This window comes from Halobellus inordinatus, from assembly GCF_024498335.1.
Taxonomy (GTDB): domain Archaea; phylum Halobacteriota; class Halobacteria; order Halobacteriales; family Haloferacaceae; genus Haloquadratum; species Haloquadratum inordinatus.
Genome location: NZ_CP101825.1, coordinates 782,577 through 807,743, shown reverse-complemented (window position 1 = coordinate 807,743; position 25,167 = coordinate 782,577). Strand labels below are relative to the sequence as shown.

The following is a 25,167-nucleotide window of genomic DNA, read 5'->3' as shown; positions in this document are numbered from 1 at the left end:
CCACTGGCGCGCGCAGGGCGACGTCACCTGTCACCGAGCGCGTCGTCGAGTTCGTCACGTCGCCGCCGACACTCCCGGACGCCACGGAGCAGCGCATCGAGGGCGGGGTAGGTAACCTCCCGCTCGCCGAACAGGTATTCGACGACCGTGTCGTGGCCGATCCCGGCTTTCACCTCGGTCGCGGTCACGCTCTCCAGCGTGGACTGTCGCTCGCGGATCGCGGCGTCGAGGTCGTCTTCGAGGGAGGCGGCGCGCTCGCGACGCGACCACAGATCCGCGTCCTCCGACAGGATCCGAACCGACGCGTCGACGGCCGGCAGCGACTGTTCGACGTGTTTCAACGTCTCGATGGCGCTGTCGAGCGAGTCGAGTTCGATCGCCAGCGCGCGGCACATCACCCGACTCTCCGCGAGGCGCTGTTCGACGTGTTCGAGGATGGCTCGCTGGAGCGGTTGGGTGAACCGATTGCCGCCGCCCGTAGACGCGAGCGCGACGGCGACTTCCGTGCTCAACTCGGCGGCCAGCACCGCGCGGACCGTCGCCGATTCGTCGTCGACGTGCGGGACGACGTACTCCTCGAACGCGGCGCGGACGCGACGGCACCGATCGTCGGTCGTCGCCGTCGCGCCCGTCGTCCATCCGGGAGACGGCGATCCGAGACGCTCGGCGGTGCCACCGGCGCTCACGGGCTCGGTCTCGGCGACCGTCGCGCGGAACTGCTCGAAGCCGCGTCGCTGGCGCTGCGTCTCGCGCCGTTCGTCACGGACGGCGCGGCGGGCCGCGGTCAGATCGCGAATGGCGGCGTCGACGTCGGGCACGCTCGGTTACCTCCCCGCTTCCGATTCCAGTCCCGAACCGCCGGAGCCGCGAGGCCGACCGGTGCTCGAATGCTGTGGTAGTCGATCGCTACGCATATTTTAGGTATACCTAAACAATCGTCATAACCGTTACGGAGCGCCGACCGAATCCGCCGCGAACCTCGACTTTTTCCTCGCGCCGGACGCAGAGCCGGTATGCGCGCAGCAGTGTATCACGGCCCCCGCGACGTCCGAGTCGAGGACGTACCCGAACCGGAACTGAGCGCTCCCACGGACGCGATCGTCCGCGTAACACACACCGCCGTCTGCGGCTCGGACCTCTGGTTCTATCGCGGCGAGAGCGACCGCGACCTGGGATCGAAGATCGGCCACGAGCCGATGGGAATCGTCGAAGCCGTCGGCGAGGAGGTCCGCTCGATCGAACCGGGCGACCGCGTGTTCGCCCCGTTCAAGATCAGCTGTGGCTCCTGTGAGTTCTGCCGGAAGGGGCTCCACACCTCTTGCGTGAACGGCGACAGCTGGGGCGGCGACAACGGCGGCGCACAGGGTGAGAAGATCCGCTGTCCGCAGGCCGACGGCACACTCGTCCGCGTGCCGGACCGCTACGCCGACGACGAGGACGCGCTCCGGTCGCTGCTTCCGCTCACTGACGTGATGGGCACCGGCCACCACGCTGCGGTGAGCGCCGGCGTCGAGGCGGGCGAGACCGCCGTGGTCGTCGGCGACGGGGCCGTCGGACTCTGCGGCGTCCTCGCGGCCCGCCGGCTCGGGGCGGAGCGCATCGTCGCCGTCGGCCATCACGAGGACCGATTGGAACTGGCCGAGTCGTTCGGCGCGACCGACCTCGTCGCCGAGCGGGGCGATGAGGCGGTCGAGCGCGTCCGCGAGTTGACCGGCGGCGGCGCAAATCACGTGCTGGAGTGTGTTGGCGCGGCCTCGTCGATGGAGATGGCGACAGAAGTCTGTCGCCCGGGCGGCACGATCGGCTACGTCGGCGTCCCGCACGGACTCGACGGCGGCCTCGATCTGTTCTCGTTCTTCGGGGACAACATCTCGCTCCGCGGCGGGATGGCTCCCGTTCGCGCGTACGCCGACGAGCTGATGGCCGACGTCCTGCAGGGGACGCTCGACCCCGCGCCGGTGTTCACGAAGACGGTCGACCTCGAAAACATCGCCGAGGGCTACAGGGCGATGGACGAACGCGAAGCGATCAAAGTCCTCGTCGAGGTCTGAAACGAAGAACGCGGCGCGTCAGTTCACTCGACGCCGCCAACGCCCGAGGAGGCGTCGGGGAGGTCGTACGGAGTCGCGTCGAGGCCGAGTGCTTCGAGTGCGGCCGCGAGGTGTTCGTCCTGGGCGTACTCCGCGCCGTCCTCGACGCGCAGTTCCTGGGCCTTCGCGAGCACCTCGCCGCGGCGGTCCTCGGGGATGTCGTATTTGTCCGTCGAGAGTTCGATGACGAGACCGTTGTTGTCGTGGGTGTACAGCGAGAAGAAGATCCCCCGGTCGAAGACGTTGTAGCCGCGGCCGTCGTCCTCGAGTGCGGCCGCGACGTCCTCGAAGTCCTCGGGGGCGATGCTGAAACAGAGGTGGTGGACGGACCCGGTGCCGCCGCGCTGCGGGCCGCGGTTCGAATCCCGATCGCCGACGAACACCGTCAAAATGCGGCCGTCGCCGGTGTCGAAGAACAGGTGCGTCTGCGAGGGGTCGTCGAGGTTCGGCTGGCGGAGAACGAGCGGCATCCCGAGGAGGTCGCGATAGAACGCGAGCGTGTCTTCTTCGTTGCTCCCCCAGATGGTGATGTGGTCGGTCCCGGTCGTCTGAATCGGGCTGTCCGGCCGGTCCGCGGTGACGGGCGTTTCGTCGCTCATACCGGAGGTAGCATCGCGACCAGCATAAGTATCGGAGTGACACCGGTGTCACCACTGCGTCGTCCACGAAGCGCCCGAATCACGTCCGGCAGAATCAGCGATCGACGTCTGTCCCGACGAACGTGTCCCGGCGATAGCGACACTGCTCACAGAAGAACTGGGCGTAGCCCGCCGGCTGTACCCCGCTGAACGACATCTCGTCGCCACAGTCAGGGCACCACTCGGAGCCGATGCCGGACGGTCGCTGAATCGACATAGTACTGCGAAATGGGGGCTGCTACATTATCCTGTCGATCTTTCATTATAGATAGCCGACAGGCCGGTCGATGGCGTCGGTGCACGCGGCAGACGTGCCAGTGCTCGTGCGGGCGAACGGAAAAAAGCGGTCGAGCGCGGTTAGTACCGCGAGGGGAGGTACGCGAAGCCGACGAGGAAGATCACCGTCAGGAACGAGGCGATGCTGACGCCCCACAGGCCGTTTTTGTGGAGCGTGTGCTGGTCGATTTCGGCGTTCTGCTGCCGGAAGCTCTCGAAGTCCTGAGTGAGCTGAAGCGTCGATTCGTCGGCGAAGTGTGCGAGGTACGTCTCGCCGCCAAGCGTGACGTTCGAGTTGTCGCTGACGCCGATCGTGTTCGTCCGCGGGCCCGCCCACGCGAGCGTGACTTCGCTCGTCGTCACCGCGTCGATGGTGCTGGCGTTGCCCTCGTACTGAACGGTGTCGCCTTCGGCGTACGTCCGCGTTTCGGGCTCGGGGAAGTACTCGCTCGCGGGGACGAGTTCGGAGCCGTCGATGACGACGTACTGCGTGCCGTTCTGCGTCACCATCTCCTCACTCGCTGCGGGGTCCTCTTGGAGGATCGCGGTCTCGTTGATGTCCTCGCGCAGGGTGAACGTCGTGGGATCGTCGCCGCTACCGACGAGCACGCGCCACTCGTTCCCGTCGAACGACTGCGTGGAGTTGTTCTCCCACGCGGCGGTGTAGCGCGCGGATTCGTTCGTATACTGGAGTTCACCCTCGACGACGGTGGTCGCGATTCCGCCGTGACCGCCGCCCTGCTCGGTGGTCGTGATCGTTGAGACGGTATAGGTCTGTTCGCCGACCTGGAACTGATCGCCCTGAGCGAGTTCGTACTCCGGATTCTCGAACTCGACGTGTGGCGTCTGTGCGGTCGCGATGAGCGAATACGAGGCCGCACCGATGACGATGAAGAGTGCGACGTAAATCGCCGCGGCACGTCGTTGCATATCTCCGGATTTGGTCACGTGGCGTATAACGGTTACCGTTTTCCGGAAGGCGTTTCCGGGGGTGCGTGCGCCGACCACGACGTCGGCGGGGGCGTCAGATCAGACAACGACCGCTGATCACTGCCGCTCGGCGTGCTGTTTCACGACCGCTGCCTCCGCTTTGCGCAACAGTTCTCCGGCCGTGCTCGACGAACAGCCGAGGGCGTCCGCGACGTCTGCCACGGATCCCTCCCGAGGTACCTCATAATAGCCGACGTCGACGGCTGCTGCGAGTGCGGCCCGCTGTCTGTCGGTGAGGCCCGATGGCGCTGCGCGCCGCTCGAACTCGTGGACGCGCTCGATAGAGAGCGTACCGAGCGCGGAGAGTCGCTCGTGGAACGTACTGAGTGCCGTCGGCTCGCCGACGGCCTCGAACCGAACCGCGCCCGTGTCGAGGAAGACGACCGGCGGAAGGAATATCACGCGCGCGTCCACGATCGTCTCCAAGATGGCCGCCGAAAACTCGTAGTCGTCCTGTTGGAGGAACGCGTACGTGCCGTCAGTTCCCTTGACGAAGTGACTCGCGAGGAGCGAGTCGATCGCCTCGGTGGCCGCCGCCGCAGCGTCGCGGTCGACGTCGAGCCAACAGAGGCTCGTCGCGTCCGCCGTCGGACTCCACATCAGCAGCTCGGTCCGCGTGAGGGGCGTCTCTGCGACGACCTGTCGCTGGAGCGGGTGGACGAATTCGGGGTAGCGGACGGCAAACTGGACGCGTTTCATCTCGCCGTTGGGCCACGTCGTGCTGCGGGACGTATCAATCACGGCGGTTCGCGGCGGGGGGCGCCCAGCCATCACGTCTCGGTGCGATGCGCCGCGAGAGCTTCTGGAACCGCCCGAAGCAACGTGCCGAGGTGGTCTTCACCCTCTAAGACGTGGATGTGAGCCGTCGAAAGTGTGGTTTCGAGGCGGCGAGCATCCGTGATCGGAACGTTCGTGTCGCGGTCGCCGTGCCAGAGATGCACCGGGACGTCGATATCCTCGAATCGGATTCCCCACTCGGTCGAGACGTTCTGAAAATCGGTCACGGCTCCGCACCGACTGTGAGCGAACGCTTCGAGAAAGTCGGCTTGCACGATCGTGGCGACCTCTTGCGGTATCGAGCCGGTGGCCTCCCCCGCCGTGTACTGATCGACGACAAACGCGGGATCGCGGCGGTGGGCCAGCCACGCGTGCCCGCGAAACAGCACCCCGAGGAGCGTCGGCGTCGTCGACGCCAGCCCCCCCAGGAGACGCTGTGTTAGTGGCACCGTCTCGCTGAGATGCGGCGGCGTCGCTCCGGCAACGAGATCGACGCGACTGACCCGGTCCGGTCGAGCGGCCGCAGTCGCGAGTGCATACGGACTCCCGCCCGAAAACGCGACGATCGAAGTCGATCCGGCGTCGGCGTCGTCGAGGATGGCACTGACATACGTTTCGGCGTCGGTAATCGACTGGTCCGGCCACGGCGTCGAGCGGCCGTATCCCGGTCGATCCGGGGCGAGCAATCGAACCCCGTGCTCCTGTGCGTCGGCGTCGAACAGCCGTCCCAACAAACGAGAACCGGGAGTTCCGTGCAAAAATACGACTGGTCGGCCGTCCGGGTCGCCGTACTCGCTGTAGGCGACCTGCTTGTCTGCGGCTATCGATACCGTTCGTGTGCGACCGTTCGTGGCCTCGGAACGACGTCGCGGCCGATTAGAGGTGGATGTCGCCATTGGGTGCCGATAGTCGTCTCCGCACCGAGAGGTTGGTGCCGGATCCATCCGGTGGTTTATGTATTTTTGGAGGGGCGCTCGACAACGCTGCCGCTCGTGATACTGGACGCGGTGAGAGAGAGTGTCCGCAAAATGCCAAGCCAAGGGCCGGATTTGAACCGGCGATGATCCGCTCTGCAGGCGGACGCGTTCGGCCAGACTCTGCCACCTTGGCGCACCTATCTCTATTCCGTTTCTGCGTTTAAGCCTAGCGGTCCGCTATCGTTCGAAATGAAGAGAGCCCACGAGCACGCGCTCGTGGGCTCTGAAAGTATGAGTGGAGGCGGCGAGCCAGTGTTCCCAGAGGATCGCTCACTCCAGTACTACCTCGCACGCTGGCAGGCTTAACTTCCGTGTTCGGGATGGGTACGGGTGTCGCCCTGCCGCTCTGGCCGCCTTAATGCCGACTGATGGATTCGAACCACCTGGACTCGTATCGTGAGTCCACACCAGTGTCGGTGTGCCAGTCGAATTTGTGATGCGTACATTCGACCATTGTTACGCACGCAATCCAGCTTCCGCCTGAACCCGTTCGACCGTGGGTCACCTTGTTGGTGGTGGTAGTCTCGATCCCCATCACGGCATCCACTGTGACACGGATTGGGTAGTCACGTGACACTATGCTCGTGTATGAGTGTGGCTTTGGACTGTTAGTGCTCGCGGGCTCACACCTCGTTGCCTCGGTGCGTACACCCCGAGTCTATCGAACTCGTCTTCTACGAGTGTCCTCGGTGGTACTTCTTTTTGAGGTAGGTTTCGAGCTTAGATGCGTTCAGCTCTTACCCTGCGGTGCGTGGCTGCTCGGCATCTGCCCTTTCGGACAACCGATACACCAGCGGCACCCATTCGTAGTTCCTCTCGTACTATACGAACGTTCCTCTCAAGTACCAATACACCCCCAATAGATAGCAGCCGACCTGTCTCACGACGGTCTAAACCCAGCTCACGACCTCCTTTAATAGGCGAACAACCTCACCCTTGCCTGCTTCTGCACAGGCAGGATGGAGGGAACCGACATCGAGGTAGCAAGCCACCCGGTCGATATGTGCTCTTGCGGGTGACGACTCTGTTATCCCTAAGGTAGCTTTTCTGTCATCAACGGGCCCCATCCAGGAGCCTCGTTGGTTCGCTAGACCACGCTTTCGCGTCAGCGTCACTCGTTGGGAATGACACTGTCAGACTTCCGTTTGCTCTTGCGCTCTTCTCCGGGTTTCCGACCCGGATGAGGAAATCTTTGGGCGCGCTCGATATCTTTTCGAGCGCGTACCGCCCCAGTCAAACTGCCCGGCTACCGGTGTCCTCCGCCAGGAGTGAGAGTCGCAGTCACTAACGGGTAGTATTTCACTTGTGTCTGGGTGGCCCGCTAGCGCGGGTACCTCTGTAATGACTCCTACCTATGCTGCACATCAGCGACCACGTCTCAGCGACAGCCTGCAGTAAAGCTCTATAGGGTCTTCGCTTCCCCTTGGGGGTCTCCAGACTCCGCACTGGAACGTACAGTTCACCGGGCCCAGCGTTGGGACAGTGACGCTCTCGTTGATCCATTCATGCAAGCCGCTACTGAAGCGGCAAGGTACTACGCTACCTTAAGAGGGTCATAGTTACCCCCGCCGTTGACGGGTCCTTCGTCCTCTTGTACGAGGTGTTCAGATACCCGCACTGGGCAGGATTCAGTGACCGTACGAGTCCTTGCGGATTTGCGGTCACCTATGTTGTTACTAGACAGTCGGAGCGTCCGAGTCACTGCGACCTGCTCGGTAAAAAGCAGGCATCCCTTCTTCCGAAGGTACGGGACTAACTTGCCGAATTCCCTAACGCCGGTTGTTCCCGACAGGCCTTGGCTTTCTCTGCCTGAGTACCTGTGTCGGATCTCGGTACGGTCGCCGTGCGCCTTTTCACGGGCTCTCGGTACCAGCGACTTGCGCTGTCTCGTGATTCGATCGCTTCGTGCCATTACGGCGTCCACGATCTTCCACGATTCGACGAGGCGAAGGCCTCGCTCGCTGTTTCCAAAAGCGTCGGCTGAGTGCACGGTGGCACTGGAATATTAACCAGTTTCCCTGGTTGTCCCAGTCGAGTTACGGTGGGACTTAGGACCGGCTAACCCTCGGCTGAGTGGCAGTGCCGAGGAACCCTTACTCGTAAGGCCGTCGGGGTTCGCACCCGACTCTCGCTGCTACTGTGACCAGGATTTTCGTCACTAATCGGTCCACGCGAGCTCTCGCCCGAGCTTCCGCCCGATCAGTGCGCCAAGCCTACTAGATCGTCCTGTGATGGACGCTGCCAGGTCTCGGTGGTGGATTTGAGCCCCGATCATTTTGGGCGCCTCGAACCTCGGCCGGTAAGCTGTTACGCTTTTCTTAGAGGGTAGCTGCTTCTAAGCTCACCTCCCGGCTGTTTAGGGCTCGAGACCACCTTCGGTTGCACTTAATCCACACTTGGGGACCTTAACCCGGCTCTGGGTTGTCTCCCTCACGGACCACAGGCTTACCCCGCAGTCCGGATTCCCAACGTCTACGGCGTCTGCAAGTTTGGAGTTCGACAGGAAGGCCGACTCCTCTCGGAGGCGGGACTTCCAATCGGTCGCTCTACCTCGCAGACTACCTCGGTTGAGGTCATGCTTCGACATGTTTCGGCTGGAACCAGCTGTTGCCGAGTTCGATGGGCCTTTCACCCCTACGCACGAGTCACGGGAGGGTATTGTAGGACACCAACCCTTGCAGGCTTCCACGCAGCTTTCGCCACGCTTCACCTTGCTCGCGCGTAGATCACTCGGTTTCGGGTCGCATCAGTATGACTCCCCGCGCTTGAACACGGTGGCCCTGGTCCGGATGGACTGCGGCCGTATCGGTTTCCCTGTGCCTGCCCGGATACTCCGGTTAGGCTTGCCATACAAATGCACTCCCTGGGTCGTTTTTCAAAACGCACGACGCGACATCGGCTTCCCAAGAGTCCTACTGGTGGGTCGCCCCACGCTCGTTTTTCTTGGGACCTTGTATGCCCCGTCGTTCTATCACTGACTGAGTTCAGGCCCTATTGCACCGCCCTGTTCGGGGTGCTTTTCAGCGTTCGCTCACGCTACTTGTTCGCTATCGGTCTCGAGGAGTGTTTAGTCTTCGCAGTTGATGCCTGCGAGATTCACGAGGAATATCCAATCCTCGCTACTCTGGAGGTAGCCCGGGAACACGCTCTCGCGATACGGGACTGTCACCCTGTATCGTACTCCGTTCCAGGAGATTTCTCGTGAGATTGTGTTCCGTTATGGCTAGTCCGAACACCACATTTCCTTCCGGATTCGGTTTGGACTGTGTCGCGGTCACTCGCGGTTACTGACGACATCACTATTGTTTTTTGTTCCTGCTCCTACTGAGATGTTTCAATTCGGAGCGTTCCCCATTGCGCGAAGCAATTGCGGTGGGGATTCCCATTCGGAGATCCCGAGTTCTTAGTCTCCGTGCGACTCCCTCGGGCTTTTCGCAGCTTGGCACGTCCGTCGTCGGCTCTCGAGCCGAGCCATTCACCAGCCAGTACAGTAGCCAGTTTGAGTGTCGTGTGTTACTGGTCTGTTGTGTACAGTGGTTGCTGTTGCAGTTGCAAGTTAAGTTGCTCTTGCTGTTTGGTGATCTGAGACGTCCACGTGTGATCCGTTCGGTTGAACGGGTTCAGTGGGCGTCTGGATTGCGTGCGTACAATGGTCGTCATTGAACGTCCGGTGGCGGCCGGAGCGTTCGTCGAACCCTTCCCATCCGCGCTTTCACGGGATGGTGCATCAGTTCGTGTCCACTCCAGTCGAGTGTGTGCCCACACTTAAGGAGCACGTTCTGTGTCGAGTGGAGTGGGGGATGGACCCGCTGGGATTTGAACCCAGGGCGTCCTCCTTGCAAAGGAGGTGCTCTACCGCTGAGCTACGGGCCCAGTTAGCCTTGATGGTTCTAAGGTGCCTGTCTGGTGGGCGTGAGCCACGATCGGGGCCAGGCGATGAGTGAAAGTTGAGCCACCCCGTCGGGGTGGTCTCGGTCTGTAGGAGGTGATCCAGCCGCAGATTCCCCTACGGCTACCTTGTTACGACTTAAGCCCCCTTGCGAAGCCCAGATTCGACTGTGGTGACACAGCCTCATCCGGACCTCACTCGGGTGCTTTGACGGGCGGTGTGTGCAAGGAGCAGGGACGTATTCGCCGCCCTCTTGTGAAAGGCGACTACTACCGAATCCAGCTTCGTGAGGGCGAGTTTCAGCCCTCAGTCCGAACTACGACCAAGTTTCGGAGATTAGCGCCCTCTTTCGAGGTTGCAACCCATTGTCTTGGCCATTGTAGCCCGCGTGTAGCCCAGCTCATTCGGGGCATACTGACCTACCGTTGCCCGTTCCTTCCTCCAGTTTGGCACTGGCAGTCCTCCTAATGTACCCAGCCAGTCGGAACTGCTGCTGGCAATTAGGAGTGCGGGTCTCGCTCGTTGCCTGACTTAACAGGACGCCTCACGGTACGAGCTGACGGCGGCCATGCACCTCCTCTCTACAGCGTCGTGGCGAGGTCATCAACCTGACCGTCATCACTGTAGTCGGAGCTGGTGAGATGTCCGGCGTTGAGTCCAATTAAACCGCAGGCTCCTCCGGTTGTAGTGCTCCCCCGCCAATTCCTTTAAGTTTCATCCTTGCAGACGTACTTCCCAGGCGGTTCGCTTCTCGGCTTCCCTACGGCACAACACAGGCGCGTAGCCTGTGTCACACCTAGCGAACATCGTTTACGGCTAGGACTACCCGGGTATCTAATCCGGTTCGAGACCCTAGCTTTCGTCCCTCACTGTCGGATCCGTTTTCTCGAGGTGCTTTCGCCATCGGTGGTCCGTCCGGGATTACGGGATTTCACTCCTACCCCGGACGTACCCCTCGAGCCTTCCGGTCCCAAGCCTCGGAGTTTCCGCCGGACGCCCACACGTTGGGCGTGTGGATTTCCCGACGGACTTTCGAGGCCAGCTACGGACGCTTTAGGCCCAATAAGATCGGCCATCACTTGAGCTGCCGGTATTACCGCGGCGGCTGGCACCGGTCTTGCCCAGCTCTTGTTCGTGTACCGCCCTACGGTACACAAAAGCGAGGACGATATGCCCTCGCACTCGGAGTCCCCTTATCGCACGTGCGTGCAGTGTAAAGGTTTCGCGCCTGCTGCGCCCCGTAGGGCCCGGAATCTTGTCTCAGATTCCGTCTCCGGGCTCTTGCTCTCACAACCCGTACCGATTATGGGCACGGTGGGCCGTTACCCCACCGTCTACCTAATCGGCCGCAGCCACATCCTACAGCGCGGGAGCGTTTGTGCCTCTTGGCATTCCAGCGTGAGAGGGGTATGACGAATTAGCCTCAGTTTCCCGAGGTTATGCGTCTCTGTAGGGTAGTTTGGCCACGTGTTACTGAGCTATTTGCCGCGAGTGTGAACTCGCACGACTAGCATGGCTAAATCGGACTCCGATAGCAATGGCCTCCGGCAGGATCAACCGGAATGGGTCTCCCCCGTAGTGGGGGAGGGGTGTGGCGGGATTTCCCTCTCGGAGAGAGGGAGATCACCATATATCATTGCGTGGTCCGTTCGTGGTTCAGTGGACACCAGACAGGTGTCACCGAACCATCAAGGCTAACATCAGATTCCATCTGTACGGCGGACCGCAGGGGTGGAATCCTCATCTCTTGCGGACGTAAGCGTACGTTGGACGAAGCCATAAAGGCTCCGATCCGTCTCGCTGCCGGCCGAAGCCGGCGTGTCCGAGTGGGCGCGGGGTTGAACCGCACCCAGTCGCGGTGTGTCGTTCGCATTCATCCGAAACGGACTTGCACACTTAAGCCCGTCGTATCGTCCTCGGCTCGCGTTCGAGCCGAAGACCAAACGGGGGCGTGCAAATCCGATCCGTCGTAGATCCCGTCCGGGGTGACCCGGGCGGGCTTCCGCGTATTTCTACGAATGCCGGGTAAATATAAAAGGCCGTCGAACCGTCCCCGCCTCGTTATGCGATTTCACACCGAACCAGGTAATGAATATTCGGACAGCCGGGATCGCAATAGCTCACCGTCGTAGATGGAATGACCAGCCGGCGGGACAGTGGTACGCGCGCTACGTGCACGCGGAGAGATACACGAGGATACGAGTGAGACGTATAGCGCGGTCGGAGGCCGACACGTCATCCCACGCGTCGCGCGTGCGGTCGGGTCGGATGATAACCGCGCGCGAGAGACTCACCACGGGACGGACAAAGCGGTGTCGGATAGCAAAAATGGACCAAGAGACGAGAGAGCGAGGAGTGGACGCGAAAGAGAGGACGGACCGGCCCATCACGGAGTGCCGAAGGACGGTTCCAACGGCCCGGAAGCGGACATCGCGCGAGCGCGACGCGCGGTAGTTACTTTTCGATGTGTTCGATGCCCTGTTTCGAGACGTTGCCTCGCGTGACTGTCGAGACCTCGTTCTGTTTCATCCACCCTGGCTTGTCGTTCGGCGCGGTGTCGTGCCACGCCCACGCGTGATAGACGTGTACCCGATCGGTGCCCCGTTCGAGCAGTCGGATTTCGGTGGGGTGCTCTTTCGCCTCGTCTTCGGATTCGTAGGACTCGTATCCCTCGAGGCGACGGGCTGCCTTGAGTGCCGCCTGCCGCGGCATCCGGCCGGTGAACTGTTTGGTCTTCTCGCCGTCGTCGAGCATTACGAAATTCCGTTTACCGTCCTCGCGTACCATCGCTGTGTACCTCTATGTCAAGGAAGCGCATAGTCTGGCATAAATATATCGGCAAAAATCGACTGCAGCGGCGGGGTCAAGGGGTAGTTGGCGACGTCAGCGTCCGGGCGATCGTCGTTCGTGCCGGAGACAGACAGACGATTACGGCGGCAACCGCGTCTTCAGAACGGGTCGAGCGCGCGTACGAGCGAAAAATCGTCGTCAGACGCGCGCCGGCGCCTCCATTTGGAGTAATTGAAGCAAGGCGTAAACAACACTTATGTATATCCTGCAGCGAACCAACGCCTAGACAGCTCCGATGGTTCGGAAAAAGAAGCTCAGCCCGAGTGGCGCGAAAGACGAACACGGCGAGTACCACAACGTCCACGTGAACCTCCACGAAGACGAACTCGCCGTGGCCGGGATGGAGATCGGCGACGAGGTGTTCGTTCGCGTCCGAGACGGCAAGATCATCATTCAGAAGGCCGACCCCGACGCGGTCGAGCACGACTTCTGAACGCGCGATGAGCCGAGGCACCGACCGGTCGACACGAAAGTGCCGACGAGACGGCAACGCGCGACACGTGAGAAGATCGTGATACGCTCGGCGTACCGCGCTCTCAGGCCGGCCCTCTTCTCGCTCCCCGCGGAGACCGCACACCGTGCAGTACACCGCGGACTCGCGACAGTCCAACACACGCCAGTCGAGACGCTCCTCCGGGACCGACTCGTCGTCGACGACGACCGGCTCGCAGTCGACGCCTTCGGGCAGTCCTTCGCGAACCCGATCGGCGTCGCGGCGGGCTTCGACAAGAACGCCGAACTGCCGTCAGTGCTCGGTGCGCTCGGCTTCGGCCACGTGGAGGTCGGCGGCGTCACTGCGCGCGCACAGCCGGGCAACCCACGCCCGCGAATGTTCCGTCTCGTCGAAGACCGGGCCATCATCAACCGGATGGGTCTCAACAACGAGGGCGCAGACGCCGTCGGCGAGCGCCTGCGGACGAGCCCCGATCCCGAGATCCCCGTAGGCGTCAACGTCGCGCTCTCGGAGGAGACAGACGCCGCGGACGCGCCGGAAGATTACCGCTACACCTACGAGCAGGTCGCCGACGTGGCCGACTACCTCGCGGTCAACGTCTCCTGTCCGAACAGCGAGGGGATGCGCGAGCTACAGAACCGCGACTCACTGGAGGCGATCCTCGGCGGGCTCGTCGACGCCGGCGCGTCGCCACTGCTCGTGAAGCTTTCGCCCGATCTCCCCGAGCCAGCGATCGAAGACGCGCTCGCGGTCGTCGACGACTTCGACCTCGACGGCGTCATCGCGACCAACACGACGACCGACCGGCCGACGGGGCTCCACAGCCCGAAACGCGCCGAGAAGGGCGGACTCTCGGGCGCGCCGATCGAGCACCGCGCGACCGAGATGGTCCGCTTCGTCGCCGAACGAACGGACGTTCCCGTCGTGGGCGTCGGTGGCGTCTCCGACGCCGCGGGCGCGTACGCGAAGATCCGTGCGGGCGCGAGCCTCGTCCAGCTGTACACCGGACTCGTCTACGAGGGACCGACACTCGCACGCGACATCAACGAGGGACTGCTCACGTTACTCGAACGTGACGGCTTCGACAGCGTCGAGGACGCGGTCGGCGCAGATCTCTGATAGGGATTATCGTCACTGTTCGGAGATTCTCGCCGTACCGTCCGGCGAGACATCTATGCAGACGTACGATAATCCCTATGAGAAGGAACCGAAAAGCGACGGCGGGCGCGGCGTTAGGCTTCTTCGTGGACGATCACGATCGCATCGCCCGCCTCGACCATCTCGCCCTCGCCTAGGTACTGCCGCTCTTCTTCGATCTCGAACATCTCGGGCTCCAGTTCGACGCCCGCGACGTGGAGTTCGCCGTCGACGGTCTCGTACTCGCCCGCTTCGAGCGCGTCGTCGATCGCCGAGACCTGACTCCCGAACTCGGGGCCGACAAGCGAGTAGTCGAGGTCGACGCCCGTGACGACCGACTCGACCGCCGGACGCTCATCGAGCGTCTCTAACTCCTCGACGTGCATCACGCTGGAGATGTCGGCCTCGAAGCCGGAGACGTCGCCCCAGACCTCGACGCGGTCGAGTTCGGCGTTCATCGACAGTTTCGCGTCGCTCTTGTACTTCCGGAGCGCGCCGACGACTTCCATCGCCGTCTCGCCGGCCTCGAAGTCGGCGTCGACACCGAGCGGTTCGGGCCAGCCGCTGTGGTGCACGCTCTCGCCGTCGTCGTACATATCGTGCCACAGCTCCTCGGTCGCGTGCGCGAGGATCGGCGAGAAGAGCTTCAGGAAGCGTCGGTGCGCGACTTCGAGGGTGTACGCCGCGGAGGCGTCCCCGCCCTCGCGGACGCGCTGCTTTGCGATCTCCAGGTAGTCGTCACAGAACGTGTGCCAGAAGAAGCCGCGGAGGCCGTCGCGGGCCTTCGAGAACTCCCGGCTCTCGAACCGGCCGGTCAGCCGCTCGATCTCGCGGTCCAGCGAGGCGAGCAGCCAGCGATCGAGTTGGGTGAGGTCCTCGTGGTCGAACTCCGCGGGCGCGTCCTCGGTGAGGCTCTCGACGAGTTTCGAGGCGTTCCAGAGCTTCCGGAGCAGTTTCTCGCCGGCGCGGAGGCCCTTCTCGGAGTACGGCAGGTCGTCGCCGACGGCCGATCCGGCTGCCCAGTAGCGCGCGGCGTCGACGGGGAACTTCGAGACGACCTCGTCGGGCGCGACGACGTTGCCCTTCGACTTCGACATCTTCTCGCGGTTCTCGTCGAGGACCATCCCGTTGATCATCACGCTGTCGAACGGCACCTCGCCGGTGTGTTCGTAGCACTTGACGACGGTGTGGAAGAGCCAAAACGAGATGATGTCGTGGCCCTGCGGGCGGAGGTCGAACTGGTAGAGTTCGGGGTTCTCGAAGGTGAACTCCTCTCGTTCCGCGTCCCAGTCCCAGCCGGCGTTGATCAGCGGCGTGAGCGACGACGTCGCCCACGTGTCGAAGACGTCGTCCTCGGGGACGAACTCGTCGTGACCGCACTCCGGACAGGCGTCGACCGGCGGCTCGTCGCTGAGCGGGTCGACCGGCAGGTTCTCTTTCTCGGCTAACACGACGTGTTCGCACGCCTCGCAGTACCAGACCGGGAACGGGATGCCCGAGGAACGCTGCCGGGAGATCGACCAGTCCCACTGGAGCCCCTCGATCCAGTTTTTGTACCTGGTGAACATCTTCTCGGGGTACCAGTCCATCTCTCGGCCCGCTTCGAGGTACTCGTCGGTCTTATCGAGCAGTTCGACGTACCACTGATCTTTGACGAGGAACTCGACGCTCGTCCCGCAGCGCTCGTGGACGTTCACCGTGTGGGTGATCGCCCGGCGGTCGAGGAGCGCGCCGTCCTCCTCGAGGTCGTCGACGATCTCCTCGCGCGCCTCTTCGGAGGAGAGCCCGGCGTACTCGCCCGCGACGTCGGTCAGCGTGCCCGACTCGTCGATAGCGAGCCGGAGATCCAGATCGTGCGCCTGGTACCACTCGATGTCGGTCTGGTCGCCGAACGTACAGCACATCACGATCCCCGAGCCGGTCTCTAGGTCGACCCGCTCGTCTTCGAGGATCGGCACTTCCTGATCGAACAGCGGCACGCGCGCTTCCTCGCCGACGAGGTACTGGTTCTCGTCGTCGTCGGGGTGGACGAAGACCGCGACGCAGGCCGGCAGGAGTTCGGGACGCGTCGTCGAGATGGTGAACGTCTCGTCGGCGTCGATCGAGTCGCTCTCGACGACCTCGAAGGCGATGTCGTGGAAGTGACTCGGCTGTTCGTCGTCTTCGGTCTCGACCTGCGAGATCGCCGTCTCACACTCGGGACACCAGATCGCCGGCGCGCGCTGGCGGTACTCGCGACCCTGCTCGTAGAGGTCGATAAACGAGAGCTGAGAGATCCGCTGGGTCTTCGGCGAGATCGTCTGGTAGGTCTGGTTCCAGTCGATAGAGATGCCGAGGCTCTGCATCTTCTCGGTGAACTCGGCCTCGTACTGCTCACAGACCTCCTGGGTCATCCGCTGGAACTCGCGGCGCTCGTAGTCCTGATGGCGGACGTCGAGTTCGTCTTCGGCGAGTCGCTCGGAGGCGATGCCGTTGTCGTCGTAGCCGAACGGGAAGTAGACGTCCTTGCCGCGCATCCGGTTGAACCGAGCGACGAAGTCCTGCAGCGTGAAGCCGTAGACGTGGCCCCAGTGCAGACTCCCGGATACCGTCGGCGGCGGCGAGTCGATAGAGAAGGCGGTGTCGGGGTTCTCTACGTCACCCTCGTACGCGTAGGTCTCGTCGTCGACCCACCTGTCTTGCCACTTCGCCTCGACGGTGTCCGGGTCGTATTCTCCGCTCGGCATTATCGGGCGAAAATACCGGCGGGAGGGCTGTTAAGTTACTCGATTACGCGGACGCGAGCGCCGACAGATCGAACTCGAAGGCCGCGACCGGGAGTTCCAGGTCGTGTTCGACCAGAACCGCGGGGTGGAGTTCGCCCACGACGCCGACCGCGTCGCCGTCGATCACGACGGACGCGGCGCGACCGTCGATGAACGAGGGGTGCTCGGTCGGCGGCGTCTCCAGGTCGACATCGAAGTCGCCGCAGATCGCCTGCAGCCGGGCCTTCGCGTCCTCGTAGGTCGCGTCGTGGCGCGCGAGCACGCCAGCGACGTGTCGCCGCTCGCGGACGCGCGTGTTGACGTCGTCGTCGCGCTCGGCCACGAGGCCGACTTCTGCGAGGTCCTGTGGGTACGCGCGGTGCGTGTTGTTCTCTAAGACCATCACGAGCGAGGGCAGCGCCCACTGACGGAGGATCGTGTAGTCCTCGCTGTAGGGTTCGGTGATCTCGACGGGGTCGCCGCCGCCGAGGTAGTCGGTTCCGGGCTCGACGTTCATCCGGTCGTACGTCTCGTCCTCGCTGGACATATGGAAGTTCAGGAGGTCCTCGAAGCCGAGGCCGGTCAGGGCGTTCCGGGTGGCGGCTTCGAGCCGGGAGCGCTCGTGGCGGCCGCCGACGGTCCCGATGTCGGGATAGCGCGGTTCGAGTTCGTCGAAGCCGTACGCGCGGCCGACGTCGTCGACCAGATCGAGCGGGTGGAGCACGTCAGTGCGGTACGGCGGGATCGACACCTCATAGACCGTCTCGGCGTCTGCGGCCTCGTCGGAAGCGTCCGCGTCGTCCGCGACGACCGCGTCGAGTCCGGAGCGCTCGAACAGGTCGATCACCTCTGCCGTCTCGAATTCGACGCCGAGCATCGTCTCGATCCGGTCGTGCGTGACAGACTTCGTGTCGACCTCGAAGTCCGGGCGGACGAGCGTGCGGTCGGCGTACTCGATCTCGACGTCTTCGATCGTCGCACCACGGGCCGACAGCGCGTAGCAGATGATGTTGCACATCCGATCGATCGTCCACTGATCGGTGCCGGTGAGTTCGACCAGCAGTTCCCGGGAGTCCGTCGACACCTCGGTCCGGCGGCCGTTGATGACCGGCGGGAACGAGAACAGGCCGAGTTCGTCGTAGATCGCGGGATAGCGATCGTAGTCGGCGATGAGGTCCGCGTACGTCTCTCCGGTCGGGTGGTCTTCGAGGACCTCTGCGGGCGTCATCTCGCGGTCGCTATCGAGCGGGACGAAGGTGTCGCCCTCGGGGTCGATGCCGGTGTAGGTGATCGAGTTGCCGCCGCTGTCCTCTGAGAGCACCTCGCCTTTGATCATCGTCAGGTCGTGGATCCCGATCGCGCCCTTCGCGCGCTTGCGGCCCATCGTGGCGTGGAGTTTCTCCTGCAACTGGATCAGCGAATCTAACCCCGCTTCGTCGAGGTCGACGCCGCGGATGATCGCGCCCGTGACGTACGGCCGCTCGTCGGGGACGTCCTCGTCGACGACGAACGTGTAGTCCGCGTCGTTCGTGTCGGGCACGCGGACCCCGCGGTCGTCGCCGTACTGGTATCGCAGCGAGCGGGCGACGCCCTCGACGGAGAGCCGATCGAGGCGGTCGGGGCCGAACTCGAACTGCAGGAGTCCGTCCTCGGTCTCGCCCTCGAACTCCAAGCCGAGGCCGAACAGGTCGGATTTGAGGTCTTCGTCGCCCTTCTCCTCGTGGCCGGTCAGTTCCCGAAGTTCGTCGGGATCGATGTCGACGACAGGCATCAGTAGGTCACCTCCGCGTCGCGGAGGAATTCAAGGTCTGCGAGCGTTCCGTGCAGATCGCGGATGTCTTCGGCACCAGTGGTCAGCATCGCGAGGCGTTCGAGGGCGAGCCCCCACGCCATCACGTCGTGTTCGACGCCGAGCGGTTCGAGCACCTCGTCGCGGAACATCCCCGAGTTCCCGATCTCGATGAGCTCGCCGGTCGTCGGGTGCCGCCCGAACAGCTCGAAGGAGGGCTCGGTGTAGGGGTTGTAGTGCGGTTTGAACTGCACGTCGGTGATGCCGAACTGCTCGTAGAACTCGACGAACGTCCCCATCAGATCCCTGACCGAGAGGTTCTCGGCCATCACCCAGCCCTCGATCTGGAAGAACTCGAGCAGGTGCGTCGCATCGAGGGTGTCGTTGCGGTACACCTTCTCGACGGAGAAGTACCGCTGGGGCGGTTCGAGTTCGCCCACTTCGGTCCCGGAGAGATAGCGCATCGACAGCGACGTGGTGTGTCCGCGCAGCGCGACGGCGCGCGCGAAGTCCTCGGACCACGGCGAGTGGTAGCCGTCGCCGTCCTCGCCGACGCCCTCGCGGTGGGCGTGTTCGACGCGGTCGACGAGGTCCTCTGGGATATCGGCGATCGGGGGGACGTCGAGCGCGAAGCGGTCCCAGTGGGTCCGTGCGGGGTGGTCCTGCGGCATAAACAGACAGTCGTTGATCCAGAAGTCGGCGTCGGCGTGGGGGCCGTCCATCTCCTGGAAGCCCATTCCAACGAGGACGTCTTTCACGCGCTCGGCCGTCTGTCGGAGCACGTGCGTCTTGCCGCCGCGGACCTCGGGCGCGTCGGCCTCGACGTTGTACTCGGTGAACTCGACGTCCTGCCACTCGCCGGAGGTGAGCATCTCGGGCGTGAGACGGTCGACCGCCTCGGTCGCTTCGACGCCTTCCATCAGCGCCGTGACGCCCGCATCGGTGAGCGTGACCGTCCGGACGGTCCGCTCGTGGCGTTCGAGGAGGTTCCGCGAGACCAACTGATCGAGGACGTCGTCGTCGACGTCGGCGAGGGCCGCGTCGGAGTCGTCTTCGTCGTCGACGGCAGCGAGCGCGGCGAGCGCGGCCGCTTCGGGGTCGTCCTCGGCGTCGGCGTCGCCGTCGGCCGAGAGTTCGCCGCTCTCGATGGAGCCGTAGCCCTTGCGGCCGAAGTTTGCGAGGGCGATGTCGACTTCCGGGCCGTCGAGGTCGGCCGCGCCGATGATCCGACCCATCTGTACCGGGTCGTCGTCGGCGCCGGCTTCGATCGCGGCGCGGTACAGGCGCACTTCGGGGAGGCCGGCGTCGATGTACTCGCGGCCCTCCGCGGTCAGTTCGTACTCGACCGTCTCGCGCTCGGTGACGTCGAGGAGCCCGTCGTCACGGAGTTCGAAGACGGCTTGCGTCGCCGTCTCGGGCTTCAGTCCCGCCTCGTCGGCGAGTCGTTCGATCGGCGTCTCGTCTGTCGCGCTCGCGGCGTTCAACACCGCGACCTGTGGTTCGGGAAGTTTCATTCTGTGTTCGATGTGGATGATCGGGGCCGCAGGTCGGTCGTTGTCGCGTCTACCGACCGGCCGCCAGTTAGCAGTTCCGAAGACCGCAGACGCGCGAGCGTCTGCACCGGACCGATTCGAGCGGTTTCGCCGCCGTCGCGGCGCGCCGTCGGTGCCGGCGCGTGGGTCGGCGGGTCCGCCGCTCTCAGGCGGGCCGGAAGAAGAAGACGGACCCGTCGCTGTCGATCGATTCCACGTCGACACTGCGTTCGGGACTGCAGGGTCCGTATCGCATACCCGAACCCACTCTATCGGCGATCAAAACGATTGCGGATTCGTGCGAATAGGTGCCACGGCAGGGTGTGGCGGCGGCGACAGCATCCTTATCTCCCGAGGCGGCGAAAAGGGAGATATGCCCGAAGAAGTCCTCTTCAAATCCGAAAGCGCACAGGGCCGAGAGTCGATCGCAACGTACCTACGCGACGTCGCCGACAAACTCGATGCTGGAGACGCGATCACGCTGACAGCCGGCGGTCAGTCTGTGACACTCGAACCGCCGGCGAAGCCGACGTTCGAGGTGAAAGCCGAGCGCGAAGGCCCCACAGAGGGGCCGGGCGAACTGAGCATCGAGTTCGAGATCGAGTGGGACGAAGGATCGAGCGGCGAGGACGGCGACTTGACGATCGAGTAGAACGAGCGCCCCGAACTCACTCGTCGCCGGGGGCGACGCCGCGACGTGACGACGTCAGGGAGATGTCGAGATCCTCGAGGAGGTCCTCGACTTCCTCACGCTTCTCCTGGTGGTCTTCGAGGAACTCGCGCATCAGTTCCGCAGCCTGTTCCTTACAGCCGCCACAGAGGCGCTCGCCGCCGACGCACTCGTCGTAGACCTCCTTCGCGAAGTCGTCGTCGTCGCCCGCGAGCAGATAGGCGTACAGTTCGTAGACGGGACACTCGTCGGCCTTGCCGCCGAGTTCGCGCTGTTTCTCTGCGGTCTCGCGACCGCCGGTCGTCGCCGCCTTCACCTTGTCGTAGCCCTCCTCGGGGTCGTCGAGGAGAGAGATGTGCGACGCCGGGATCGACGAGGACATCTTCCCGCCCGTGAGCCCGGTCATAAAGCGGTGGTAGATCGACGAGGGCGGGACGAAGCCGTAGCCGCCGTGGTCGAGTTCGATCTCGCGCGCGAGTTCTTCGGCGTCGGCGGGATCGAGGTCGAAGGCGTCGACGTGCTCCTCGTACCGCCGTTTCTCGCCGTCGATCGCTTCGATCAGTCCTTCGAACGCCGCCTCCGTCGCGTTGGCGTCGAGGAAGCGGACGCGGGGACGGAGCGGCTCCATCCCGGCGTTGTTCAGTTTTTCCACTGCTGACTCGCGGACGTCGTCGCCGACGACGACACCGAGGTCGTCGAGGTCCGCGTGGGCAGCGAGCCACGCGCCTGCCTCCTCGCAGCGGGGGCGGTCGGGCTCTTCGGCGTACTGCTCGCGTTCGTCGTAGACGGCCGCCACGAGCGCCCGCTCGGCGTCGGTGAGCTCGAAGCTCGCGTACGCCTCGGTCACCTTGAAGAAGCGCATCCGCGCCGCGAGGTCACGGGCGAACCGCACGTGGGGGTCCTGGTCGGGGCCGACTGGGATGACAGTGGGTTTGGGCTCCTCTAACTGCGGATAGAGGATGTCGGCCATCTGCGTGACGACCGACTGCATATGCGAGACGTTGGTCTCGCCGTCGAAGCCGTAGATGCCCTGGAACTCCGAGAAGTTCGCCTTCGAGCCGAGTTCGAAAGAGAGGTCCTGCAGCTCGCGGTTGTCGGACTGCCGGTAGAGTTCACCCTCCTCGGGGTCGAAGCCGAGCGCGAGCAGGCTCAGGAGGTAATCGCGCGCGTGCTCGTCGATCTCCGACCAGGTCATCCCGCGGGCGGCGTGTGCCTCCAGGTCGGCGATCAGGCCGTAGGCGTCTGCGCCCTGCTGTTGGTGCCAGATGATCTCGTCGAAGACGAGCTTGTGGCCGATGTGGGGGTCGCCAGTCGGCATAAAGCCCGAGAGCACGGCCGCGTCCTCGCCCTCGCGGAGCGCGCGGGCGACGGGCTCGTAGTCGCGGTGCCCGAAGATGACGCCCCGCCGCATCAGATAGTGGGGGTTCGGCACCTCGGGGAGCACGTCGTCGAACTCCCCGATGCCGAACTCCTCGAAGAGCTTTCGGTAGTCGGAGACGGTCGAAGAGCCCCACGGATCGAGCGCGACGTCGTCTGCGCCGGCCGCGGCGTCGTCGGTGCCGCCGTCCGTCAGTCGCTTTTCGTCCTCCCGCGCGCTCTCATCAGGGGCGCGGTCGTCACTGTCGCGGGCGTCGTGGTCTCGTGTCATGGGGTGAGTCGGGCTACCGAGAGCCAGTCTATCTCGCCGTTGGCCGCGGTGAGCGCAAAAACCATTCGCTTCCGGACCCCGCCGGCGAGTCTGACGTCGAGCGAGAGGTCCCGCGGGTAGAAGGTGTGGTCGGGCGCGACGACGCGCACGAGGTCCGTCGAGTGACTCAGCGAGTCGACGTCGGTGAACTCCTCGTAGACGCGGAAGTCCGCGCCGAACTTGAATCCGCTCTTGGGGACGACGCCGCGGTCCCGCAGGGCGGCGTACGCGCGCAGGCGGCGGTCGAACCGCTCGCCCTCGACGTCGCGGCCGAGGTCGACGACGGCCGCGGGGTCGACGTCGACGACGCCGCGCTGGGCGAGATACGCGCCCTCGACGAGCGATAGTTGGAGCGGCCCCGAGTCGGCGTTGCGGCCGAACAGCCGCTGGCCGTAGAAGTGCGCCTCGTAGAGGTCCTCGGCCGTCGCATAGCAGACCACGCGGTCGTCGAGCAGATCGGCGTCGACGGCTGCGGGGAGTCCAGTATCGGAAGTGTCGGCACCCTCTCCACTGCCGGCGCCGGACCCGTCTGGGGCCTCCGCTGCTCCTTCGCCGATCGCCGGAGCGGCGTCGGTCTCGAAGTACGTCAGTTCGCCGTCCTCGTCGACGACCGCGAGGACGACGCCCCCGAGCGACGCTGCGCGGACCGCTTCGCGCTCGCCCGCGACGCGGATCCGGTAGGCGACCGCGTCGTCCCACGGCCCCTTGCCGCGCGGATAGACGACGAAATCGACGTCGCTGTCGGCGGCCGCGACGTCCGCGTCGACGCCCGGCCACGCCTCGCGGGTGGGCGAGAGATAGAAGCCGCGGTCCCGCAGGTCCTTGTAGACCGCAAAGCGCAGCGTCGCGCCCGTCCGAACGAGGAACTCGCGGAACCCCAGCCGGTCGCCGTCGCGCTCGGACTCGTCGACGACGGCGTCGAGGTCATCCCGCGAGAGGAGGTGCGCCGCCTCGACGGGCGCCAGTTCGATGCGGTTGCGGTCGAGCGGGCGACCGTACCCGCGGGCGTCGTAGAACCGCTGTCTGGCGTCGCCGCCGACGCGAACCACGCCGTCGACCAGTGTCCCATCCATACACGCATCGGCGGTCGGCGACGACAAAGGGGCTGCGATCACCGGGTGCTGGAGTGGGGTTTCGAAACGAGCACACGGCGGCGTATCACGCCTCGAACGCGTCGCACGTCGCGTCCAGACAGCGCCGACCGCGCGCGGTCTCGAAGACCGGCAGCCCGCAGTCGCACTCGTCGACGACGACCCCGGCCGGAATAGCGAAGGCGGTATCGCAGTCGGGATAGGCGTCACACCCGGCGAGGAGGCGACCGCCGCGGCGGATGATCCGAAGGTCCGATCCGCAGTCCGGACACGTCCACTCCCGGTCGTATCGCTCGCGGACGGCGTCGTCGAGCGACTCACAGGAGCGGTCGAGGCAGATCTCGAAGACCCCGCCCGCCTCCGCGCGGATCTTCGGGAGGCCGCACGCGTCGCACGTCTCGTCGAGGACGGTCGCGCCGGCGGGCAGCGGATAGCGGAGGTCGGAGTCGAGACCGACGACGTCGCCGCTAGTGCGGACGAGCGGTTCGCCCGTGTCGGGGTGCGATCCGACGGGGACGCCGGCCTCGGTAACGGGATACTCGGCCTCCCCCGAGCGCTCGTGGGCGACGACGCGGAGGACCTGCTCGCCGGCGCGCGCGACGAGGCCGAAGCCGCCGGCGTCGGTCTCGACGGTCAGCGAGTCGGGGCGCGTCAGCCACGCCACGGGCTGGTAGCCGTCGGCGTCGTGGACGAGAACTGTTCGGTCGGGCTTGACGACGATGACGACGCGGCCGCGTTGCGTGCGGGCGCGAGCACCCTCGAAGGTCGTCGTACAGTCGCCGGCGAAGACGCGAATCGTCTCGGACATACGACGGGCGTGGTCCCGTCATCGGTGATAGACCCTCCCACGAAGGTCTTTGCACCAAGGGCTGTGAGGGGGTGTATGGACGTGCCCGACGGCGCGGTGTTGTTCGATATGGACGGGGTGTTGGTCGACTCCGAGACGTACTGGCACCGCTTCGAGGACGAGTGGGTCTTCGCGGCGGCCCTCGCGGACGGGTCACCCGCCCACGAGGAGGTGACGGGGATGCCCTACGACGAGATCTACGACTACCTCGACGAGCGGTACGGGGCAGTCGTGACGAAAGACGAGTTCGTCGCGAAGTACGAGGAGCGCGCGGAGTCGCTGTACGGCGAGCAGGTGGAGTTGGCCGACGGGATCCCAGAACTGTTCGACGCGCTACGGGCCGTCGGTCGGGCGATCGCGATCGTCTCCTCCGCGCCGCGGGCGTGGATCAATATCGTTCGCGAGCGGTTCGACCTCGGCCCGCTCGATCTGGTGTTGAGCGCCGAGGAGATAGACGAGCACGGCAAGCCCGAACCGCACATCTACGAGCGCGCCGCCGACCGACTCGGGGTCGACCCCAGCGAGTGTGTCGTCGTCGAAGACTCGCTCAACGGCATCGAGGCCGCCGTCCGCGCGGGTGCGTTCACCGTCGCGTTCCGAGCGGCGCACAACGCCGACCTGGATCTCTCGCGTGCCGACGTCGTCGTCGAGGGGACCGCGGAACTGCGCGACGTCCTGCTGGGTTGAGGGCGTCAGTCGGGCCTGTTGGGTCGAGCGCGTCGTTCGCGT

Annotated in this window: 18 protein-coding genes, 2 tRNA genes and 3 rRNA genes; 5 read left to right on the top strand and 18 right to left on the bottom strand. The window is 64.4% G+C overall.

Features of this window, described 5'->3' with window-relative positions:
* Positions 1 to 23: 23 nt before the first annotated feature.
* Positions 24 to 818, bottom strand: coding sequence for a DUF7260 family protein (locus tag NO362_RS04135; RefSeq protein WP_256546226.1), 795 nt, complete (start codon positions 816 to 818; stop codon positions 24 to 26).
* Between the two features lie 195 nt (positions 819 to 1,013).
* Here NO362_RS04135 and NO362_RS04130 point away from each other — a divergent pair, with 195 nt between their 5' ends.
* Positions 1,014 to 2,051 (top strand): zinc-dependent alcohol dehydrogenase family protein, encoded by a 1,038-nt coding sequence (locus tag NO362_RS04130; RefSeq protein WP_256546225.1) that lies wholly within the window; start codon positions 1,014 to 1,016, stop codon positions 2,049 to 2,051.
* A gap of 23 nt (positions 2,052 to 2,074) precedes the next feature.
* On the opposite strand, the gene NO362_RS04125 is transcribed toward NO362_RS04130, so the two are convergent.
* The 11 genes from NO362_RS04125 to NO362_RS04075 all read right to left on the bottom strand — a co-directional run bounded on the left by NO362_RS04125 (position 2,075) and on the right by NO362_RS04075 (position 12,424).
* Positions 2,075 to 2,689, bottom strand: coding sequence for a VOC family protein (locus NO362_RS04125; protein WP_256290316.1), 615 nt, complete (start codon positions 2,687 to 2,689; stop codon positions 2,075 to 2,077).
* A 94-nt stretch (positions 2,690 to 2,783) separates the two neighbouring features.
* Positions 2,784 to 2,945, bottom strand: a complete 162-nt coding sequence (locus NO362_RS04120; protein WP_256546224.1) for an HVO_2142 family zinc finger protein — start codon at positions 2,943 to 2,945, stop codon at positions 2,784 to 2,786.
* Positions 2,946 to 3,085: 140 nt separating this feature from the next.
* Positions 3,086 to 3,934, bottom strand: coding sequence for a DUF8231 family protein (locus NO362_RS04115; RefSeq protein WP_256546223.1), 849 nt, complete (start codon positions 3,932 to 3,934; stop codon positions 3,086 to 3,088).
* A gap of 117 nt (positions 3,935 to 4,051) precedes the next feature.
* Entirely contained in the window at positions 4,052 to 4,693 is a 642-nt protein-coding gene (locus NO362_RS04110; protein ID WP_256546594.1) for a helix-turn-helix domain-containing protein, read from the bottom strand.
* 71 nt (positions 4,694 to 4,764) lie between these two features.
* Positions 4,765 to 5,667: an alpha/beta fold hydrolase gene (locus NO362_RS04105; protein ID WP_256546222.1), complete on the bottom strand. Its 903-nt coding sequence runs from the start codon at positions 5,665 to 5,667 to the stop codon at positions 4,765 to 4,767.
* 138 nt (positions 5,668 to 5,805) lie between these two features.
* Positions 5,806 to 5,881 (bottom strand) — tRNA-Cys (locus NO362_RS04100).
* Positions 5,882 to 5,984: 103 nt separating this feature from the next.
* Positions 5,985 to 6,106, bottom strand: a 5S ribosomal RNA gene (rrf, locus tag NO362_RS04095).
* A 231-nt stretch (positions 6,107 to 6,337) separates the two neighbouring features.
* Positions 6,338 to 9,251 (bottom strand): 23S ribosomal RNA (locus NO362_RS04090).
* Positions 9,252 to 9,549: 298 nt separating this feature from the next.
* A tRNA-Ala gene (locus tag NO362_RS04085) sits at positions 9,550 to 9,621 on the bottom strand.
* Between the two features lie 107 nt (positions 9,622 to 9,728).
* Positions 9,729 to 11,201 (bottom strand): 16S ribosomal RNA (locus NO362_RS04080).
* Together the 16S, 23S and 5S rRNA genes with 2 tRNA genes alongside form the textbook arrangement of a ribosomal RNA operon.
* Positions 11,202 to 12,091: 890 nt before the next feature.
* Positions 12,092 to 12,424: a non-histone chromosomal MC1 family protein gene (locus tag NO362_RS04075; protein ID WP_256546221.1), complete on the bottom strand. Its 333-nt coding sequence runs from the start codon at positions 12,422 to 12,424 to the stop codon at positions 12,092 to 12,094.
* Between the two features lie 298 nt (positions 12,425 to 12,722).
* On the opposite strand from NO362_RS04075, the gene NO362_RS04070 reads away from it, so the two are divergent.
* Together NO362_RS04070 and NO362_RS04065 are read left to right on the top strand one after the other, a co-directional pair.
* Positions 12,723 to 12,920 carry a hypothetical protein gene (locus tag NO362_RS04070; protein WP_121560175.1) on the top strand — a complete coding sequence of 66 codons (198 nt, stop codon included), beginning with the start codon at positions 12,723 to 12,725 and terminating at the stop codon, positions 12,918 to 12,920.
* Between the two features lie 81 nt (positions 12,921 to 13,001).
* Positions 13,002 to 14,060, top strand: a complete 1,059-nt coding sequence (locus NO362_RS04065; RefSeq protein WP_256546671.1) for a quinone-dependent dihydroorotate dehydrogenase — start codon at positions 13,002 to 13,004, stop codon at positions 14,058 to 14,060.
* A 113-nt stretch (positions 14,061 to 14,173) separates the two neighbouring features.
* On the opposite strand, the gene NO362_RS04060 is transcribed toward NO362_RS04065, so the two are convergent.
* Genes NO362_RS04060 through pheS form a run of 3 tightly spaced genes read right to left on the bottom strand, consistent with a single transcriptional unit; the run spans position 14,174 to position 20,125 of the window.
* Positions 14,174 to 16,804, bottom strand: a complete 2,631-nt coding sequence (locus NO362_RS04060; protein WP_256546220.1) for a valine--tRNA ligase — start codon at positions 16,802 to 16,804, stop codon at positions 14,174 to 14,176.
* A gap of 43 nt (positions 16,805 to 16,847) precedes the next feature.
* Entirely contained in the window at positions 16,848 to 18,593 is a 1,746-nt protein-coding gene (gene pheT, locus NO362_RS04055; RefSeq protein ID WP_256546219.1) for a phenylalanine--tRNA ligase subunit beta, read from the bottom strand.
* A complete protein-coding gene (pheS, locus tag NO362_RS04050; protein ID WP_256546218.1) occupies positions 18,593 to 20,125 on the bottom strand; it encodes a phenylalanine--tRNA ligase subunit alpha in 1,533 nt (510 codons plus the stop codon). The genes pheT and pheS overlap by 1 nt, the downstream gene beginning before the upstream one ends.
* Positions 20,126 to 20,516: 391 nt before the next feature.
* Between pheS and NO362_RS04045 the strand changes: the two genes are divergently transcribed.
* Positions 20,517 to 20,795, top strand: coding sequence for an amphi-Trp domain-containing protein (locus NO362_RS04045; RefSeq protein ID WP_256546217.1), 279 nt, complete (start codon positions 20,517 to 20,519; stop codon positions 20,793 to 20,795).
* Positions 20,796 to 20,811: 16 nt separating this feature from the next.
* On the opposite strand, the gene NO362_RS04040 is transcribed toward NO362_RS04045, so the two are convergent.
* From NO362_RS04040 to NO362_RS04030, 3 genes are all read right to left on the bottom strand, one after another.
* The gene (locus NO362_RS04040) at positions 20,812 to 22,461 is read right to left on the bottom strand and encodes a tryptophan--tRNA ligase (RefSeq protein WP_256546216.1); all 1,650 of its coding nucleotides are present in this window, start codon (positions 22,459 to 22,461) and stop codon (positions 20,812 to 20,814) included.
* Entirely contained in the window at positions 22,458 to 23,573 is a 1,116-nt protein-coding gene (gene endA / locus NO362_RS04035) for a tRNA-intron lyase (RefSeq protein ID WP_256546215.1), read from the bottom strand. Before endA ends, NO362_RS04040 begins: the two co-directional genes overlap by 4 nt.
* 85 nt (positions 23,574 to 23,658) lie before the next feature.
* Positions 23,659 to 24,399, bottom strand: a complete 741-nt coding sequence (locus tag NO362_RS04030) for a PDDEXK family nuclease (RefSeq protein WP_256546214.1) — start codon at positions 24,397 to 24,399, stop codon at positions 23,659 to 23,661.
* A 75-nt stretch (positions 24,400 to 24,474) separates the two neighbouring features.
* Here NO362_RS04030 and NO362_RS04025 point away from each other — a divergent pair, with 75 nt between their 5' ends.
* Positions 24,475 to 25,125, top strand: coding sequence for an HAD family hydrolase (locus tag NO362_RS04025; protein ID WP_256546213.1), 651 nt, complete (start codon positions 24,475 to 24,477; stop codon positions 25,123 to 25,125).
* The last annotated feature ends 42 nt before the right edge of the window (positions 25,126 to 25,167 follow it).

Excerpts from the sequence above, each read along its gene's own strand:
- NO362_RS04130 (WP_256546225.1), top strand. The coding sequence starts at position 1,014 with ATGCGCGCAGCAGTGTATCACGGCCCCCGCGACGTCCGAGTCGAGGAC.
- NO362_RS04125 (WP_256290316.1), bottom strand. The coding sequence starts at position 2,689 with ATGAGCGACGAAACGCCCGTCACCGCGGACCGGCCGGACAGCCCGATT.
- NO362_RS04120 (WP_256546224.1), bottom strand. The coding sequence starts at position 2,945 with ATGTCGATTCAGCGACCGTCCGGCATCGGCTCCGAGTGGTGCCCTGAC.
- NO362_RS04115 (WP_256546223.1), bottom strand. The coding sequence starts at position 3,934 with ATGCAACGACGTGCCGCGGCGATTTACGTCGCACTCTTCATCGTCATC.
- NO362_RS04110 (WP_256546594.1), bottom strand. The coding sequence starts at position 4,693 with ATGAAACGCGTCCAGTTTGCCGTCCGCTACCCCGAATTCGTCCACCCG.
- NO362_RS04105 (WP_256546222.1), bottom strand. The coding sequence starts at position 5,667 with ATGGCGACATCCACCTCTAATCGGCCGCGACGTCGTTCCGAGGCCACG.
- NO362_RS04075 (WP_256546221.1), bottom strand. The coding sequence starts at position 12,424 with ATGGTACGCGAGGACGGTAAACGGAATTTCGTAATGCTCGACGACGGC.
- NO362_RS04070 (WP_121560175.1), top strand. The coding sequence starts at position 12,723 with ATGGTTCGGAAAAAGAAGCTCAGCCCGAGTGGCGCGAAAGACGAACAC.
- NO362_RS04060 (WP_256546220.1), bottom strand. The coding sequence starts at position 16,804 with ATGCCGAGCGGAGAATACGACCCGGACACCGTCGAGGCGAAGTGGCAA.
- pheT (WP_256546219.1), bottom strand. The coding sequence starts at position 18,593 with ATGCCTGTCGTCGACATCGATCCCGACGAACTTCGGGAACTGACCGGC.
- pheS (WP_256546218.1), bottom strand. The coding sequence starts at position 20,125 with ATGAAACTTCCCGAACCACAGGTCGCGGTGTTGAACGCCGCGAGCGCG.
- NO362_RS04045 (WP_256546217.1), top strand. The coding sequence starts at position 20,517 with ATGCCCGAAGAAGTCCTCTTCAAATCCGAAAGCGCACAGGGCCGAGAG.
- NO362_RS04040 (WP_256546216.1), bottom strand. The coding sequence starts at position 22,461 with ATGACACGAGACCACGACGCCCGCGACAGTGACGACCGCGCCCCTGAT.
- endA (WP_256546215.1), bottom strand. The coding sequence starts at position 23,573 with ATGGATGGGACACTGGTCGACGGCGTGGTTCGCGTCGGCGGCGACGCC.
- NO362_RS04030 (WP_256546214.1), bottom strand. The coding sequence starts at position 24,399 with ATGTCCGAGACGATTCGCGTCTTCGCCGGCGACTGTACGACGACCTTC.
- NO362_RS04025 (WP_256546213.1), top strand. The coding sequence starts at position 24,475 with ATGGACGTGCCCGACGGCGCGGTGTTGTTCGATATGGACGGGGTGTTG.